At 41.0% G+C, this 17,174-nt stretch carries 12 protein-coding genes; 3 read left to right on the top strand and 9 right to left on the bottom strand.

The window, feature by feature from the left end; genetic code table 11:
- Nucleotides 1–58: 58 nt before the first annotated feature.
- From AB3N00_RS29195 to AB3N00_RS29235, 9 genes are all read right to left on the bottom strand, one after another.
- Nucleotides 59–523 carry a hypothetical protein gene (locus AB3N00_RS29195; protein ID WP_413037639.1) on the bottom strand — a complete coding sequence of 155 codons (465 nt, stop codon included), beginning with the start codon at nucleotides 521–523 and terminating at the stop codon, nucleotides 59–61.
- Between the two features lie 618 nt (nucleotides 524–1,141).
- Nucleotides 1,142–2,908 carry a glucosaminidase domain-containing protein gene (locus AB3N00_RS29200; RefSeq protein WP_413037640.1) on the bottom strand — a complete coding sequence of 589 codons (1,767 nt, stop codon included), beginning with the start codon at nucleotides 2,906–2,908 and terminating at the stop codon, nucleotides 1,142–1,144.
- Between the two features lie 19 nt (nucleotides 2,909–2,927).
- Nucleotides 2,928–5,621, bottom strand: coding sequence for a CD3337/EF1877 family mobilome membrane protein (locus AB3N00_RS29205; RefSeq protein ID WP_413037641.1), 2,694 nt, complete (start codon nucleotides 5,619–5,621; stop codon nucleotides 2,928–2,930).
- On the bottom strand, nucleotides 5,599–8,241 hold the full coding sequence (locus AB3N00_RS29210; protein ID WP_413037642.1) for an ATP-binding protein: 2,643 nt from the start codon (nucleotides 8,239–8,241) through the stop codon (nucleotides 5,599–5,601). The genes AB3N00_RS29205 and AB3N00_RS29210 overlap by 23 nt, the downstream gene beginning before the upstream one ends.
- 33 nt (nucleotides 8,242–8,274) lie before the next feature.
- The gene (locus tag AB3N00_RS29215; RefSeq protein WP_413037643.1) at nucleotides 8,275–8,679 is read right to left on the bottom strand and encodes a TcpE family conjugal transfer membrane protein; all 405 of its coding nucleotides are present in this window, start codon (nucleotides 8,677–8,679) and stop codon (nucleotides 8,275–8,277) included.
- A 3-nt stretch (nucleotides 8,680–8,682) separates the two neighbouring features.
- On the bottom strand, nucleotides 8,683–8,994 hold the full coding sequence (locus tag AB3N00_RS29220) for a hypothetical protein (protein ID WP_110756157.1): 312 nt from the start codon (nucleotides 8,992–8,994) through the stop codon (nucleotides 8,683–8,685).
- Complete coding sequence (locus tag AB3N00_RS29225; RefSeq protein ID WP_413037644.1) at nucleotides 8,969–10,147, bottom strand: conjugal transfer protein; 1,179 nt, start codon at nucleotides 10,145–10,147, stop codon at nucleotides 8,969–8,971. Before AB3N00_RS29225 ends, AB3N00_RS29220 begins: the two co-directional genes overlap by 26 nt.
- 17 nt (nucleotides 10,148–10,164) lie before the next feature.
- Complete coding sequence (locus AB3N00_RS29230) at nucleotides 10,165–10,569, bottom strand: hypothetical protein (RefSeq protein ID WP_413037645.1); 405 nt, start codon at nucleotides 10,567–10,569, stop codon at nucleotides 10,165–10,167.
- Nucleotides 10,570–10,722: 153 nt separating this feature from the next.
- Nucleotides 10,723–11,649, bottom strand: coding sequence for a replication-relaxation family protein (locus AB3N00_RS29235; protein WP_413037646.1), 927 nt, complete (start codon nucleotides 11,647–11,649; stop codon nucleotides 10,723–10,725).
- Nucleotides 11,650–12,224: 575 nt separating this feature from the next.
- On the opposite strand from AB3N00_RS29235, the gene AB3N00_RS29240 reads away from it, so the two are divergent.
- From AB3N00_RS29240 to AB3N00_RS29250, 3 genes are all read left to right on the top strand, one after another.
- Nucleotides 12,225–13,553, top strand: coding sequence for a hypothetical protein (locus tag AB3N00_RS29240; RefSeq protein WP_413037647.1), 1,329 nt, complete (start codon nucleotides 12,225–12,227; stop codon nucleotides 13,551–13,553).
- 40 nt (nucleotides 13,554–13,593) lie between these two features.
- Nucleotides 13,594–14,214, top strand: a complete 621-nt coding sequence (locus AB3N00_RS29245; RefSeq protein WP_413037648.1) for a hypothetical protein — start codon at nucleotides 13,594–13,596, stop codon at nucleotides 14,212–14,214.
- A gap of 1,862 nt (nucleotides 14,215–16,076) precedes the next feature.
- Nucleotides 16,077–17,066, top strand: a complete 990-nt coding sequence (locus AB3N00_RS29250) for a hypothetical protein (RefSeq protein WP_110756168.1) — start codon at nucleotides 16,077–16,079, stop codon at nucleotides 17,064–17,066.
- The last annotated feature ends 108 nt before the right edge of the window (nucleotides 17,067–17,174 follow it).

The raw sequence follows: 17,174 nt of genomic DNA on the forward strand, positions 1-17,174 counted from the left end.
AAAACATTATCTAATCATGTTATATATTTAATGTTAAACATCGCACAACTGAACATTATCATTTCCATCCGAACTCAGCCTTTTTGTATCCAGTAATGAATACATCAGTATATGACCAGTTGATGACCTTCTGCCATTCTCTGGACCGCCTGCTGATGTACTGACTGTCCTTATGCTTACCAACTACCCCCTCCATCCCCCTAGCTTCTATCTGGGTGTACAGGTCCTCTCCTGCGCCTTCGATGTGCGGTACAATCCCAAAACTTCGGGAAGGCAATTGAAGACGGTGTAGGATAGCCTTTCGATCCAGGAGTGGCAAGTTACGTAGGTCCTGACCTTTGTACTGCAGGATATCGAATATGGCAAACGTGACCGGTAGTGTCCTGGTGAGCTGTTGGATCTTTGAAGGTTGCCGCGTACTAAACCGGCTCATTACAGCTTCAAAGTCGTTTATGCCCGTCTTTTGATCCGTACATGCAACCTCACCGTCTAGGATAATATCAGAGTCAAACGGTAAAACCAATTCTGGGTACTGGCGGGTGCAGTTATTGTGATGACGTGTATATAACCGGACAGTCCGGATTGTTGTGAGTATATCAACCGGTGGCCATCGACCTTTGGTTCAAAGATGAATTCTGAGTGGCTGAACGGTCCCGGTGCTGTTTCAAGTAACATAGGACTGATAAACATAATAACACCTTTTCCCCATTATAGCGTTTGCTATAAGGGATTGAGGAGGTAAGTTATGGTTCCTTGTTAGATGGATGTTTGGACTCACATGCGTTTCGTGACAACGCTTTATCTCTCCATAAGGATATAAATATATCTAAATCATAAATCAATTATAATTCAATTATATGAAATCAGTGAAACAAAAAAGCCCCTATACTAGGGGCTTTTCCCATCATCATGAATGAAAATCGAAGAAATCATGTAATGAAGTATACAACGTGTATCTAAATTTTATCATTCCGTAGGGATGGATTATAGCTCAATAAGTGCACGTCCACCATGAATGGTTTTATACTGGAGATGCAAAGCAGTAATAGACGCCCCGGGTTCATTCGTGTCGGTTACCGTTACATATACTCCAAGTTCATCATGAAGAAATTAAAGTTTAAATCGACCGTTTGTGATTTCATCAGTATTTCCCCTTTATATATTGTACATTAGTTACGAGTAAAGCATCCTTATCGGATGAATTAACCGTGACGCTTATCGCTTCCGGAATGTCTTTCATATAGATTCGTGGAGGATTTAAATCCCCATATCCTAGGTTTAACACACGATTATAATTCTCCAAATTGACGATCGTGTTGCCGCTGTCCGGATCTCTAAAGGAAGTGCCTGAGTTCCCTAGTGTTGCGGGAGTTCCGTAGTACTGTCTTAACCCAAAGGTGATCGTAATCGAGTCTACGAGACCAGAGCTTGGCCCACTCCCAAATGGATTGCTTACATAGGCTTCCCCAGTGACTGGATTAACTCCTCCGTTCATGTCTAAAGCAACCAGGTTCTGACTGATCATAATGGATTTCAATTTATTCGCGTATTGACTGTCTGTAGCGTAGCCGGCCCGCTGCAGTTCATTTGCAAAATCAAAAGGATTGTCCATCTGTAGCGCTTTTTTATATCGGCTATTTTTCATGAGGAAACTTGAATGATCCGCAAATGACTCGGCAGGACTACTGTATGCTCTAAACTTAGCTTGAATCTGTACGCTGACTCCGCCAATTTCTTCATGCGTTGTAGCTATACAGGTAGCCCCTTTCCAGCTACTATTCGCTTTTATGCCAAACATATTATTGCATATGGCTCTTTTCCCATATCCCGATTCCAAGGCTGCTTGAGCAAGCGTAATACTGGCTGGCACCCCACTACGCCGTTCTTCTTCCTGGGCAGCAGATGCATTGGAAATGAAGAAGGGGTGGGTCATCCCTCCTATTTCAGACGGTAATTGAACTGGAGGAGATTCTTCGGGTTCTATGGTACTCCCGTCAGGTGCAAGAATCTCGACAACGTTGGTGCTTCCGGATACAAGTTCACGAATGTATGTGGTTGCTTGATCGCTAAACTCTGGAGCTGCAGTAGTCATATACACATTACTGATATACATCATTTGGTTAGATATAAAATCCGAACCGTCGGTGTTCGCGTTCGTCCACTTGATTTTCTTCGCTAGTTCAAAGGCTTCAATACTTGCCGTCTCCGTTACTTTGGACATTAACATCACGTAAGGTTTAGGATCGATCGCCTCTTCCCCTTGCGGCATCATCTCAAAATGAAGGTGAGGGCCGGTGGATCTTCCGGTGTTACCCGATAAACCAATGATATCTCCTGCTCGAACAGATTGTCCTGTGGTGACTAATGCATTACTGAGATGAAGGTAGCGACTGCTCATCCCAATTTCAGGGTTGGTGCTTTCCACGGTCACGTAAATGCCAGCATTCTGTGTGGACTCCGGATCGGTTTTCCGGGGGTAACTAACCTGAGTCACGATCCCATCGAAGGAATTGGTTACGGGAGTTCCAATCGGGATACCGATATCGATTCCTTTATGGAATGACTCGACAACCCCTGTTACAGGGTGCGTCCGCTTCCCAAAATCACTGGTAATCGACTGCTCAAAATTTCGTACGTATATGGTTGGTGGGAGAATGCTCTCAAAGATTTGGGTTTCCTCGGCAACCTCTTGGGCGGATGAAATGGCTGCTGCTAGCGTATAAAAGATTAAAAAGAATGCTAGAATACTGAGAATAATCCCCCAAAATACGGGGGATTTAAGCAAGGTTTTACCGATGATCTCCTTGGCTTTCTTATTCACTTTGTTTTTGACCTGCTGCTTCATTTGCTCTTTGAGCATTTCGCCTGCGCCAGACGAGGGGTTAGTCCCAGGAGTCAGGATAATCACGTCCCTTTAAACTTAAAAATTAGCTTTCGTCTCCGGTTGGTTTAGATTTCACCGATTGTGTACGGGCTGCTTGAGCTTTTCTTCGGATCTGTTGTGTAACATCCTCTACTTCCGCGTTAATTGGGGCCGTTCTTGCCCTTTTCATCGTTTTTAAATGCTTCAGTTCACCTTGGAGTCCGTCCGAGACTTCGGTAGAGATCTTCCCTTTAAGCTGAACGGCCACACGCTGGTTGGTTTCAGCGTCGACATTGATTTTTATATCTTCTGGCCGCATGCCTGCCTTAAGCCTACCTACGGAGTCATCCATCTTCGCTTTCAATTCCCGGTTATTGAATTGGAGTGATTTCGGAGAAAACGGTGTCTCGACTGAACGTTTTACATTCAGTAACACGGCGGCCTTCTGTTCCATCGTCTGTGCTGTCGCCTGAATCTGACTATTTGGCATAGGAGGTAACGACTTCAGAATGGTCTTTGGATTGGCTGGAACAGTCACACGTACTTGTGGTCCAGGAACAACAATGCCTTCTTGAGGCACGTTAACTTTCCGGAATGCTTCATTCGCTTGCAGTAATTGCATTTTGTAGGCTTTAAATTCTTCCATGCCTTCGAATTTGGAAGCAATAGAGACCCTACCAGACCGGACTAGCATCATGTCGTTGATCTTTTGATTCGTGCTTAAGCCAGATTCTTTGAATCTACCATTCATTTCTTTCACAAAGTCGGTATGTTGGACCGGTTGATCCGTCATATTAGAGGTATCTACCGCTTGTTTGTATTCGACTTTGTACCGATCAAACAGTTGGATCATACAGAAATCGTCGACGGCCGTTTGCAATTTGCGGTTTCGATTGAGCGATTTGACCCTTTGCATCTGATCCACGGCGCGTTGCGGACGCTGAACCATAAATGTGGATGCCTTACGAATGGCATTCTCATTGCCATATACCGTTGCAGCCACTTCTTGATCATTCATATCTTCGCGAACACCTTGCGACAAGATAGCTTGTTTGACATCTCCACCATCGTCTTTAATCTCCTTCAGCCGCGTTTTTTCCTCTTTCCATTCCTTGTCCATCCCGCGGAACGGGTTCGTGGTACCATGTCGAAGGTTCTCATTGACTTTGTTCACGTATGGCGTGTATTGAACCGGTTCACCATTTTCTTCAGCAACATCCTCTGCAGCTTGTCTTTCACGTTGGTACCGCAGCATCATACTGGCAGAGGTTGCATCATTAAGGTTGTTGTCAGCCCGGGTAATGGCACTTGGGTTAAAGGAACGGGGTACTCCCTCATGTTCCCTGCGATTAAACATGCCTGTCACTTTGTTTGTTGCACGGTTATAGATTGAGCGGGTAATGTTACGTTGCACGCTGTCCAGTACCGTCGATTTTTGTTTGGGCATAGCGGGAATCACGCCAACTGCTTTGCTAAACACACCGTTAATTTCTGAACGGTATTTAAATACCATAAAGATGGCGATGGCCTCCAAAAGCATACCGGTAAACCAGCCCTTGTTACTTTTCACTGCAACAACTTCGTATATCAAATGGCCAAATACCAATGAGAAATGTAAGAAGATCATGGTCATAGCCGTCATAATGAGGGCTCCGATCAGTTTAACGAATTGAGTTCGAAGAACGGATATACCTGCCTCTTTGCCAGGAAGCAACGATGCTAATAGAGTAATCGACATAATAGCGGCATGAATCAGTGTTTTGAGGCGCATAAATATGGTGGATACGGCCCAAAACGAGAAAAGACCTAGTATTATGATCGAAAATAGCAAGTTAAAGAGAACGATAATGGCTTGTGAGGCTGAACGTTCTTGTTCCACTTTGGGATATTTGGTTACGGCTTCTTTTAACGCTTCCTCACGTTCCTCTGAAAAGGCTGCAGTCTTGAGTACTTTATCCAGAAGTTGAGGGTCTTTCTCGCCGATTTTGCTATCATCAAATTGGAGCATGGTGTAAGGACGGAGTACGAGCTCTTCCCATACCTGTTCAGATATGATCGTAACTCCATCTTGGGAATTCGTTTTTAGCCCAGTGGTTTTAGCGAGAGAAACATAAATGGAATCGCTAATTGAGGTAACCAGGCTATTAGAGAATTTCAAAAACGTTGCTGCCTGAGAAAAGAATGCGATGGAGACCAGTAGTGCTAAGACAAAGCTGACCGCTTGGGAAAAGCCATCGATCACTCGTCCTCGTACCATAAGATAAAGAATGTATCCTACCGTGATCATGACAAGCATGCCACCCATGGTGTCCCAAAAGCTTCCGGAAGTAATCATGCCATTCTTAATCCCCGTAATGTTCTGAATCATTTCCCCGATTGCATCGATGAGCTCGTCCATAAAGCTAAAGGTGAAAGCTTCTCGGATGACGTAATTCGTGAACTTGACAATCATCACATTGGCCAAGAACACCATGGACAACATGGCATCAAATGCCCGGACAATTCCATCCTGTGCTTTCGCACCGACTTGCCAAAAATGATGGTCCTTCGCAACGGTTTGGAAAGAGTAGTGTGATACACCGTACTTGTTATAATTGGCTTCGGATTGACTATCTTGGGGAATCATTTCATCCAACGAATCTGCCATTACCACATTACTGTTTAGCAAGCTAGTGAACAGGATAATGATCGCCATCCCCAAGGAGAGCCATATAGGGTGATGAAGCCATGTAAAGCTACGTTTTATCTTTTTGTTCATCCTGCGAGGCAACCTCCTCCTCACCGTACTCTTCATCATAATAATGTTGGAAACGCTGCAGTACATTCGCGTTTTCTTCCTGAGCTTGATCTTCCTCTTTGGCATGAGGACGGGTATCGAAGCAATCAAACAAGTGCTGAAATACGACATCAATGTGGACAAGACCAATACGCCCATACAGGTCCTGCATCAAACACTGGCCATTTTCTAGATTTCGTATCATATCAATGTTCTGCTGAGTAGCTTCTAAGCCGAAGTAGGCAAGGGTGTTTTTAATTTTGTCGCTGTCTTGGTCGCGAAAAGCAAACTTGGCACCGATATTCCCTGCTAGATCGCCAGCAACATCCGTTGCATTTTGCGTGATGAACACGGCACCCCCATTGAGGCTTCGGCCGGTACGGACAATGGTATCGGCCAATGCTTTACCCGCTTCGGTTCCAAGCAAGGCCCACGCTTCATCCATTAAAACAAATTTAAAGATGGAGGTATCATGATAAATGAATTTATGAGTGAATCGGGCAATTGCAAACATCAAAGCCACACTCATTTTTTCCGCCAAAGAGTAGTTCTCTTGGGCTTTTTCTGGAGAGGGCAACTTGAGATTTTGAATTTGAATAATGTTAATGGAGTAATCCATTTTGATCGTGGATTCTCCTCCGGTCCCAAACAGCAATTTCGCAAAGGAAAGGGTTTCGAAGCTTTCCAATATCTCAGCTAGAATCGTAGCCTGAGGTTTGGTTACACCCATGCCGTAAAGGACGGATATAGTTTTTGCGAGATAGGGATCGGGCTCTTTGGCTACGATATTGACGGCTTGGGAGATATAGCTATACTCCACGGAGTTCGTTTTCGTAGAAGATAGGTATGCCAGGATCTCAACCGCTGCCTCTTTTGCCGTTTCAATATCGTTAAGCATGACGAATGGATCCAGTTTCCCCATATCTTCTTTTTCTGTGGATAGGGTGGCCACTTGGATTTGACCGGCAAGCTCCGGTAGATCTTCAGGCCAGTTCGATCTCTCCCCTTTCGGGTCAAAAATGAGTGTTTTACCCCCCAGAATGGCATTTTGATATCCGAGTAGGTTGGCAGTGACCGATTTACCGCCACCTAACGTACCCGTAACGGTCATACTAGGACTTCGGTTTTCTTGACTGGCGTTAGCCGGGTCAAAATATACGGGGTGTTCCAATGAACCGGTTGTACCGATGTATAGTCCTTTACCATCACCAAGTTCCTGTGTAGCTCCTACCATGCCTGCAGCTAAGAATTCAGGGGGGATCCGATGGATATAGTCTGTGACATATTTTGGTGAACCCGGTATGAAGTCATTAAACAGTAGCCATTGATCACCACTAGGCAGTTCAACCTGTATATTTCCGAAATCACGGTAATGGTCTGTTAATATGGAGACGTTACTCTTTAACATTTCCAGGTCAGTATGATAGAGCCCATAGGTGACTTGCGTGATGAAGGTGGGATTCTTCCGTTTTTTGTATTCATCTTCCAAATACATGGCATTCTCTTGTTTTTCTTGGAGATCTACTGGAACGGTAGCTCGTGCTTCGTGTATGTTTTTCACCTGGTTGTCGATGTCCATCCGCTTACGGCTTAATTTCTTCAGTGCGTCTCTTGCTTCCAGAATGTCTACCTTGATACTCATCGACACGGGGAATGGGAGGGTTGCTGCACTATACAGCCATTCACTCCCTGGCATATCCATGCTTTCCGGTAAATCCGAGAGTGAAAGATACGCATGGTGAATGGATTGCTCTGTACCCTCATAAAGTTGCGTCATTGTTATACGCCGCGGATGACTGGTATCGATGTCAGCTTCGGTGAGGGTAAGAACTTGTCTCGAGTCATATAAGAATGATCGTTTTCCCTGCTTCGTACCTTTCGTCTTTTTCGGAGACCAAGGATCCTTTTCGGATGAGCGCATTGGAGGTTCGGCAATCCCCCACCAGAAATTCCGACGGATGAGCCATTCTGTTGTTGCTTCGGTACCTCGCTTGATCTTTAATCGGCGAGATAGTCGTTCGAAAATCTGTCGTTCCTTGGATTGGTAACTTACGTATTCATGTTCAAAAATTTCAGGATCGTTTAAACCTGCAAAATTCTCAATGGCTCTCTTTGGATTTAAGACGAACTTTTTAAGTTCAATGGCGAGTGTGCCCAGTTCTTCGGCTAAATCTTTACTATCGCTGCTAGGAAGAAAGACAATCAGGTATGCTTTGTAGTTGGCGTTGTTTGCTCCATCCACGGCGTTGTAATTTCCAATAAGGTAATCTTCCATCATATCAATGATTCCAAGTGCTCGGCTTTTTAGTGGACCGGAGACCCTTTTATGCCTAAGTTTTTCATGATGCTCATGAATATCATGGGTTTTGGGTAGCCAAAGGAGTTGAAAGCGGTCTGTGAGCATGTTTAGAGAAGCTGTTTGCGTTAAGAGTCGATCTAGTTTTTGCTGGTCACTGAGATGATCATAGATATAGGAGTTCAACTCGTAGACGGCCCAAACTTCTTTGTTATGGTTGAAAATGAGGTTTCCCTCGAAGTAAGCGATTGGGAACTCAACATTGATTTTGTTTGGTTTTTTCTGCACTTTTCCAAGCGTAGACAATGGGTAGTTCCTCCTTATTTAAAGAGAGCGTGGTTACTCGCTCTCTCTTCTACTGTTGCGGTATGTAATTCTGGTTTTGTAAACATACCGGTGATTGTGCTCAACTTTGCGGTACCTATGTAAATGTTTGGGGCGCATCCAATAGAAAATCATGCCCAATAGCCATTTATGGGGGGCCTTGCCGTCGAGCTTTTGTTTAGCGATAATCCAAGCGGATACTCCTGGTAGAAAGGCATATGTGTAAACCGCGGGTATGAAAAATAGAATGTTCCCAACGATAGCCCAAAAGATTAAACAAGCGAAAAAGATTCCCACGATTCGAAGATTGGCTGGCAGGGGAAGTTTCTTTCCTTCTATCGCGTAAATGACCCAGTCCAATGTCCATATTTTTGAATAGTTCGATACGGTGATCCTGGGATTTTCTTTTTTATTGCTCATAGCTTAACCAAAGATGGTAGTCCAGAGGGATTTGGCAAAACCTTTCATGGCTTCCCAGTCAGAGATTACTGCAACTAACAACACCAAGCCAAAGAAACTTAAAGCTTTCATCCAGTCACGAGTAACTAGGAATATAACAGCCCCAATAATAATGACACCTGGTATAAGAGCACCAATATTTCTTACAATCCAAGAGTTTGCTTCCACACCTGGATCTTTAGCAGCAAATGCAGGTAAAGCAATCAATAGTCCAGTACAGACCATAAGAGAGACCCGAATCAATAAGGATTTATTTAGAAAATGGTTTAAACGCATAAAGTAATTTACTCCTCTCGGTTATTCTGTTGAAGTAATGGAATGCATGATTATCTTCCGGTGTGGAGATCTCTTCTCGTGTTTCCTCATCGTTAGATGGTTGTTGAGTGTTCATGCCCATCTCTTCCCCAGATTCTATCGACTCTTGTTTAGGGTTACCGATGGACAAAACATAAAGCCGATCTCCTTTGTTCACGACATTAAGAATCCAACGGTTCGTAAAAACTTCCCCTATGTCGTTTTGAACCAAAACGGAAGTCTCCATACGAATATGCTCAGGACGGCCTTCGCTACTTGGCATATTATAAAGTGATACATTTTCGACTTTGTCCAATGTGAATTCACTTTGACTTAAGCTCGAAGGAGCGGTACCACTGTCTTCGTAGAAATACTTCAGCTGATTAACATTCCCAGCAAAATAAGCTTGAAGAACGTTTGTTGCCAATTCGGATGATTGATTAATGAGATCTACATTCGTATTCAATTCCCCTGGTGTTAAGGGGGCGGACTCCCCTTTTAATTGATTCCCAATGAAACGCGGGTAAGACTGGATCACATATCCGGAGGGGGACACAGTTACTGGAACAACCATGTAAGTTTTTTTGATTACACTGCCTTTTTTATCTTTGGATGGCTCAGCACCTTGTAGTGAATCTAAATCCACTTCACGTCTAACGTTCAAAGTAACTTCATACTGTGAATCACTGATCTGTGACGTGTCATAAATCTCAACGGAAATTACGTTGGATGACCCTTTAATTTCATAGCCTTTCAAGCCAGCATCCTGATCGATTCCACTGATAAAGCGTTGAAGGCGTACAGCGCGATCATTAACATTGTTAACTGACCATGTGAAATATTCGGTTGCAAAATCACTGGCAAAGCCCTTAAGGCTGTCCTCAACTATGGTTTGGTTTTTTCCTATATTGGTGACCTCTTGGATAATTTGAGTTCCCTTAGCATAGGACACTGCACCTTTTATGATGAGGAATATAACGAAGATCCAGAATAGGTAACGAATAATTCGCTTACCTGCAATTCTTTTTGGAGATTTGGGTTTCAATCCTTTTTCAAACTTACGTTCTTTCTTAATGCTCTCTTCATTTCCTTGTTCACCATCTTGTTTCGATGGTCTTTTTGATAGGAATCCCAAAGGAACACCCCACTTTGCTAGCGTTTATTTTTCTTTCTGCTCCCCTCTCCACCAACTACTGAGAAAATAAGGACGGAAACACCTAGAAGAATCAGTGCATACTTGGTATCAAACTCCATAAACCAGTTCCCTGTGTTCTTCACTTTCTCCCAAAAACCAGGTGCTCTGTCAACAACGATACGGGTAGCTTGGTCTATGATGTTCTCAACCTTCTCATGCGATTCATCACGGTCTTTAACTACCTCATCTGTTACAGGTGGAGAGTTATTTTCCGGTGACGCTTGTACGGTAGGTTCTGTAGTTTGTTGTGAAACCTCCTGTTTCTCTGTGTTCTGACTTGGCGTACGGATAAACAAAAAAAGAGCTGTTAATAGGAGGAGTAAACTGATACTTATTAAAACGACCTTGGTGTTTTTTTTCACTGTAGGTAAACCTCCTCTCATTGGAGAAATTATAAGTAGTATACTAACATAATAGCTAACTAATTAGTATATTAATATATAATACCTCATTTTAGTTCCATACGAATATAAGCCTGAGTTAATGAAACTAATTCATCAATGTTGTTATAAGCATTAGGTTATCTTTAGAATGATGTCTTCTATTACTTTCCCCGTAAGTACTTTGTTGTTGACTCGGAATATTTCAGCTGCAGCCTTCTCAATATTATCTAATCGCGTTTTATAGATTGCTTCAGGAATAATGAAAGCTATTATCCCTTGCTGAATAATTTCATTTGATGTAAGCCTAAATACGTTACGATACCTTTCTAGTTTCTTTTCTATGGATACTTGTTCTGTTTGAAAAGGTGAACGTTGAATTGGTTCGGTTGAGCGATCCAACTCCACAAAGAAAACTTGCTGGCCTATCCGAAGTATTGCATCAGGCCGTACATAAATGGTTTCGTCATCGCTATAGACCGTCATTGACGGATGCCAATCCCATTCATAATACTGACGAAGTTCTTGATTCGTGTTTAACAAGTTATATCTTAGATCTAAGTATACTTTGCCAAGTTCCCAGAAATGTTCCTTCTTAGCTCGCTCCATATCTAAGTCATTTTTAGATAATCGATTTTCTTCAAGTATCCCTCTCTTCACTTCCACCACTCGAAGACCTCTACTACTCAGGAAGTACCACGTATTCCCTGATCTCGTATGGGTTCTTTTTTTTGCTGGTAAACTCGACGCGTTGGGATCGAACGAAGAGTACTCAATTAAACCTCGATCTTTTAATCTCTTTACGGTTCTCCTGAGTCGATCTAATGCTCGAATGCGGTTTTTTCCTTCTAGCTCTCTCCTCTTCTCATGGGATGCTTTTTCGTATTCTGAATAATGATAGGCTGGAGTGTCGATGAAGTAATACTCCATTAGGGCTCTTTGAGGCATGCACCTACACATATATAGGTCAGTGAGCATATTCCAATCTTTATCGGTAAGTAAATCGATGACTTCACCCAATGAAAACTCGGATGCAGGTTTTCTTTTCTTTTTTGGTTCCATTATGCTCTCCTTTCTTAAGCCATGAGTGGCTTGGGTTGATTGGAGAGTATTATACGGTGTTGGTCGCGTTTTGTTCAAGAGAATAACTCTTTGATATTCAATTGTTAGCTGCATTATCAAGTGGTTTTCATCACTGAATGAAAATGTAGATGAATTGGATTAGATAATGGATTACTAATTTATCGATTAATTGGTTGCTCAGAGTGTTACTAAATTGAATTCTAAAAGGTTACTAAATGTATATATCAAATGTTGTTTTTATCTGAATAAATACAAATTAATTCGGATAAATAGGGCATTAACCGGATATATCCGGATATCCGTATTTATTCGATAGGTGGATACACGGATATATCCGGATTTATTCGCATTAAACTGATTTAATACGGTTAAACCGAGGTATACTTGTATTTATAAACAATTTATATTTAATTATAAATGGAACATAAAACAAATATAAATGATTAAAAATACAATCATTATTATATTAAATTAGTGGTTGACTGTAATTATGAAAAAAGATAGACTCTTTATGTGGTATGTTATGGTAACGTACAAATTTAGGAGGTAAACAAATGACTTTAAAATTACATATGAATATTGGAAATGATATTGGTAACAGTGAGATAGATATGTACATCAACGGTCAATTGATCAGACAACCGAATGTTTATTCCCTGATTGGTCAAATGCCTTGGAAAGATGACGATGTTGAGGTTCAGAAAAACCTGAAGAATATTTATGATAATCTGGTGGTTTCTATCATTTCGTCTGCTGTACCAACAGGAATGTACACAGTTGGGACACATGCCCTCAAAACAAAAGGTGAAAATGTAACAAATTTATATGTTAAAGGAAATGAGTCGAAGTCAGATCAACTGGTTCCTTACATAAATACTTTGGCTTTAGTTGCTGCCAGAGCGGTTCAAGAAGCTCACCTTGCTGGAGAAAGCCTTGATGAGATTAAAGTAGTTGCTGATATGGGTACAGCGTTACCGGTTAAACAATGTTCCCCTGAAAACGTGGCGACATATCGGAAAAAGTTTATGAGTGAAACTCATACGGTTACTGTGCATTTGGGGCTAACAAAGAAAGTTAACGTGTCGATTGATTTTGATTATGTCCATGTGCTTCAGGAAGGTACCCCAGTGACTTTTGCTTTACAAATGGACAGTGAGGGTAACTGGAGAACGAACTCTTATGAATCAAGTTCTGATGAGACCAATGATTTGTATTCGGAATTTGCTGAGTTATATGATTTAGAGGATGTCGATGGAAGCTACTTCGACGGAAAAAACATCTTGCATGTGGATATGGGAGATGGTACTACTGATACCCCATTCACTCGGGGAGATGCAGTTGATAATGATTTTTGTGATGGTGTAAACAATGGGATTGGACATGCACTTAGGGATGCCATTCCAGACTTAGTATCTTTAGCACCGCACGCATTCAACTCTGTTACGAGACAACAATACAGTGAAATTCTGAAAAGTCAGTATGCTCCAAGGAAGCACAAGTTCTTGAACGAAGCAATTCAGGCTTTCAACCCACACTGTGAGAACCAAACAACTCAAATTGTTCATCATGTAAATGACCAAGTTTTTAAAATTGGACCAAACGAAATTGATGTTGTGGTTGTTTACGGTGGCGGTAGTATCCTTACAAGATCAATTATCTTTGATAAATTGAAAGAGATGTGCGACAAGACTCGTATAGAGTTGTTTTATGTACCAGCTAAATATGCTGTGACTCTTAATGCTGAAGGATTAGACTATTTTGTTCGTAGCGAAATCTACGCACATTTGAAAAAAAATTACATGTCTTCTGCAGAGTACACTGCCGTTACAGGGAAAAATAATGCGGCTCAGAAGAAGAAAAAGGATGCAACACCAACCGTATAAGAATAATCACTAGACTTGTTTCATGAAAGGAGGATTGAAAATGGCTAGAGCAAAGTCTCCAGAACGCGGAAAGCCGGCTGTGATGAAACTCCGTGATGACGAGGAAGAAGCAATCATTGAGTGGATCTCAGCTCAATCCAACTACTCTGATTCACTTCGGTATCTGATACAAAAAGAAATTGCAATGAACGGCATCCAAAATCTTCAACTTCAGATTCCTACAGTTCGCAGTATTGAAACACTAAGAAGTTCAATGAATATTTCAGCAGCGAACCTGAAGACTGAAAATGTTAATTCTAACATTCTCGTGAAACGTCCAGTATCTATCCCTCATCAGGAAGTTGCAAGTTCTGAAAATGTGTCAGTTGTCCCACAAGAACAGCATACGATGTCTTCTCCTATCCAGAATGAGAACGTGGAAAATGGTGTTTTGGATTATAGTGTAGAGCCTGAAAGAGAAGTGTTTATCCCGCCGGGAGTTGATACTGAACCAGAGATGAAAGATGTTCCAGTTGTTGAATCTGTACCTACTCCTTCAACAGTGATTGCAGATACTCCTAAGTCTGAGAATAAATCGTCATCATCGTTAGGGACGGGAACAACAACCAAACGGCCAGCTAAGAAGAGTTTTGATCCATCGGTTATAAGCAGTTATCAGTAATATAATCTTTATTATGGAGTTCACTTGATATTTATCAGGTGAACTTTTTTTATTCAGCCCAGTGTACTATTAACGCTATTATATCTTCAGTAACACTTACATTTAATGCTGTGGACCATCCCCTTCAAAACTCTCTCCCCTTTGAGGGTTCTTTTCGTGGCATATTAATGGAATTACCAGTTCTTGCTGCGCAAATTCTAAACTTGTTAGTGGCAGTTCCGATGATTAGGAATCTCAAAGCTTTGATCTTTTCTTTCTAGGCTGTGTGGTCGATTGTTTCAATTTCAATCTCAATCTCAATCTCTATAGACGGGCAAGTTATCTGAAGGTAACATTGGGATACTTGTTTCTACTATGATTTGGCTTATTGCTTAATCTAGACAGGAAAACAAAACAGTAAATTTTTTGAGACCTGCATATCGTTAGTTAAGTATCATCGTTACTCTACTTCCCTTATACATTCAAAGACCCAAAGTTGATCTCCTCATGGTTGTTTTTTTCAGTATCATTTCGTTGATTTTATCCTATTTATAGCCCGCTTACTTTATTCCTTGCCCTTTCTTCCACATATTAAGCGTCTGTAAGTTTCGTTCTGTTAATTAAAACGCACAAAAAAATGTGTCAAACATAGCCCCTCCCCTACTCCATCTACTTCTTCAATACCATTTCGTCGGATCTGCCCCAGCTACAGCGTTCATTATGACTAGGACGTTAACGTGAGCGTGCTGAGGACCTCCACCGAATAGACAGACTGCCTCCGTATAACAAGCGCCGAACCGTAGGAACTGCGAGTATCGCTTGGTTGATAGCCTTTAATCGTTGCGTGATTGTGCCATCCGGGTAAGCACGTGTTCTTTTTATGATGCTCTGACTAACGGTAGTTCAGCCGGGTATTCACGAATTAGTTTTTCGATAGTCTAGATAGTCTTATTTGATTTTATGGTTTCAGACAACATTATCGAATTCTTGCGGAGCGCAAATTCGGAATAGCGGTACATCAGCCGTTGATTGCAACTCCCCATAAAAGCAATCGATAGCAAACACTTCACATCAATGTAGCGATGATGGTTTCTTATACACGCAATAGTTTTATGAACGAAATGTAGGCCTCCCCTCACATCCCTGTTATTTGAATACATCCTTTAGTGAACTTGTTACCGCTTTGGTTATACGCCCGTTTTTAGTCTGGTAAGTCCCCCTAATTCTATTGAAAGAGGATCTGATGAATGTGATGAGACCGGTAGTCGCTAATTAAAACAATTAAGTTGTTGCAGCCTCATTTTTAAATGAATTGATTGGTAAGAGTCTTCTCTCTTCAGCACAAATATGTACATCAAGCTAACTAGTGAAGTATGTCCTGTTATTTTCCTGCCAATACTGCAATTCAAATTATGTGCTTATTTATCAAATAGCATATACCGCTCTTTTATTATGATTATTTTGAATGATTATACAAGATTTAAGAAGGATTCATAAATGAAATTGAATTGAATATTTATAATAGTATTATTTAATTATAATTGAATTTAACCAAGGGATTATTAAAAGAAGTGTATTTATCCGTATAACTCGAGTTATTCGCTCTTATCCACTTGATTTGCTATCCGGATATATCCGGATAAATCCGTATAAATCCGTGTATATACGTAGATATCCGGATAAACACTGAATTGAGCCTTTTATCTCTCTTTATTCGGTAATGAATATATACAGATTAATACGTATAAGACCGGATAAATCCAGATAAATACGTACTAATTCGGATATAACCGAATAAGAAAATTGGTGTATAAAGCTGTATAAGCTGTTCTTATTCAGTTATAATAGAGTTATATACTGAGAACGAAGCGGGTGTTGAAAGAATGAGTGATTATATATCGAGAGAAGAGATTGAAGAAGCTCAGCAAGAGGAAATGAGAGATCTTTTGATGGATGCCTTTTCTGGACATTCAGTTCTCTTTGAGATTTACAGTAGAAGAGGTTGGTTAGAACGGTTATTTACACCTAAGATCCTTCTTATGGACAATGAGGCACTATACACTACTCAACAAGTAGCTGATATCTGCGAGACACAAGCCTACGTGATAAAGAATAAAAGACGAGAATTACTAGATTATGTAAACCCAACAGTTTTAGGGGAAGGGAATACAAAAATCTATAAGCACAATTATATCTCTGTATTTAAAATGAAAATGATTGTTGGGTTAACTGGAGAGGGTTCGGAGTATACAATTCCACAACTGAAGGAGATTATTTCGGGTGGAGTTACTAGAAGCAATCCATCAACTGGAGTCAATGAGAGTTCAAATGAATTGTTACTCAAAGTATTGCAAAAACTCGAAAACTTCGAAAAGTTTGAAAGATTAATAGAATCGGATGAATTTTTTCAGGATATCGAAAAGCGAGTAAAGCAGACTTCACAGCAATTACTTCTAGAAGACTCAAAAACCGAAGCAGAAGCTAAACAAAGTGCAATTGATCTATATGAAAAAATATTGTCAAGTAGTACCACCATTGCTGATAAAGAGTTATTTCTAGTTGAACTTAGTTCCTTAGAATCGAAGTATCCGCAGCACGCATACACAATTAGATTATATAAAACCTCCGCGGAAGATAAGATTTTGCGTTTTAAACAGGATGAAAAAGAATTGAACGTAATGAACCTAAAACAAGAAGTGAATGAACTTTTTGAAGAGTATGATAGGACCAAGAATGAGGCAGAACGTGATACCGTAAGAGACAAAATCAAAAAATTAGCAAGTGAGAATCCCGACCTTAGTTTTGAAATTAGGTTATGGCTTTCAACTGCTGGCCAGAAGAAGAAAAGCTTTTTCAAAAGGTTATTCTCATAATTTCTGAAGCAAGCCCTAATAGGAGGCTTGCTTTTTTTATTGAAATCGAAATTTCATGACACATATTAATATATATAGTAATATACTAAATAATATAGGAGGATTGAT

It is taken from the genome of Paenibacillus xylanilyticus (genome assembly GCF_047246825.1).
Lineage (GTDB): Bacteria > Bacillota > Bacilli > Paenibacillales > Paenibacillaceae > Paenibacillus > Paenibacillus xylanilyticus_B.

Coding starts and splice junctions, on each gene's coding strand:
- AB3N00_RS29205 (WP_413037641.1), bottom strand. CDS start 5,621: ATGAACAAAAAGATAAAACGTAGCTTTACATGGCTTCATCACCCTATA.
- AB3N00_RS29250 (WP_110756168.1), top strand. CDS start 16,077: ATGAGTGATTATATATCGAGAGAAGAGATTGAAGAAGCTCAGCAAGAG.
- AB3N00_RS29215 (WP_413037643.1), bottom strand. CDS start 8,679: ATGAGCAATAAAAAAGAAAATCCCAGGATCACCGTATCGAACTATTCA.
- AB3N00_RS29245 (WP_413037648.1), top strand. CDS start 13,594: ATGGCTAGAGCAAAGTCTCCAGAACGCGGAAAGCCGGCTGTGATGAAA.
- AB3N00_RS29220 (WP_110756157.1), bottom strand. CDS start 8,994: ATGCGTTTAAACCATTTTCTAAATAAATCCTTATTGATTCGGGTCTCT.
- AB3N00_RS29235 (WP_413037646.1), bottom strand. CDS start 11,649: ATGGAACCAAAAAAGAAAAGAAAACCTGCATCCGAGTTTTCATTGGGT.
- AB3N00_RS29240 (WP_413037647.1), top strand. CDS start 12,225: ATGACTTTAAAATTACATATGAATATTGGAAATGATATTGGTAACAGT.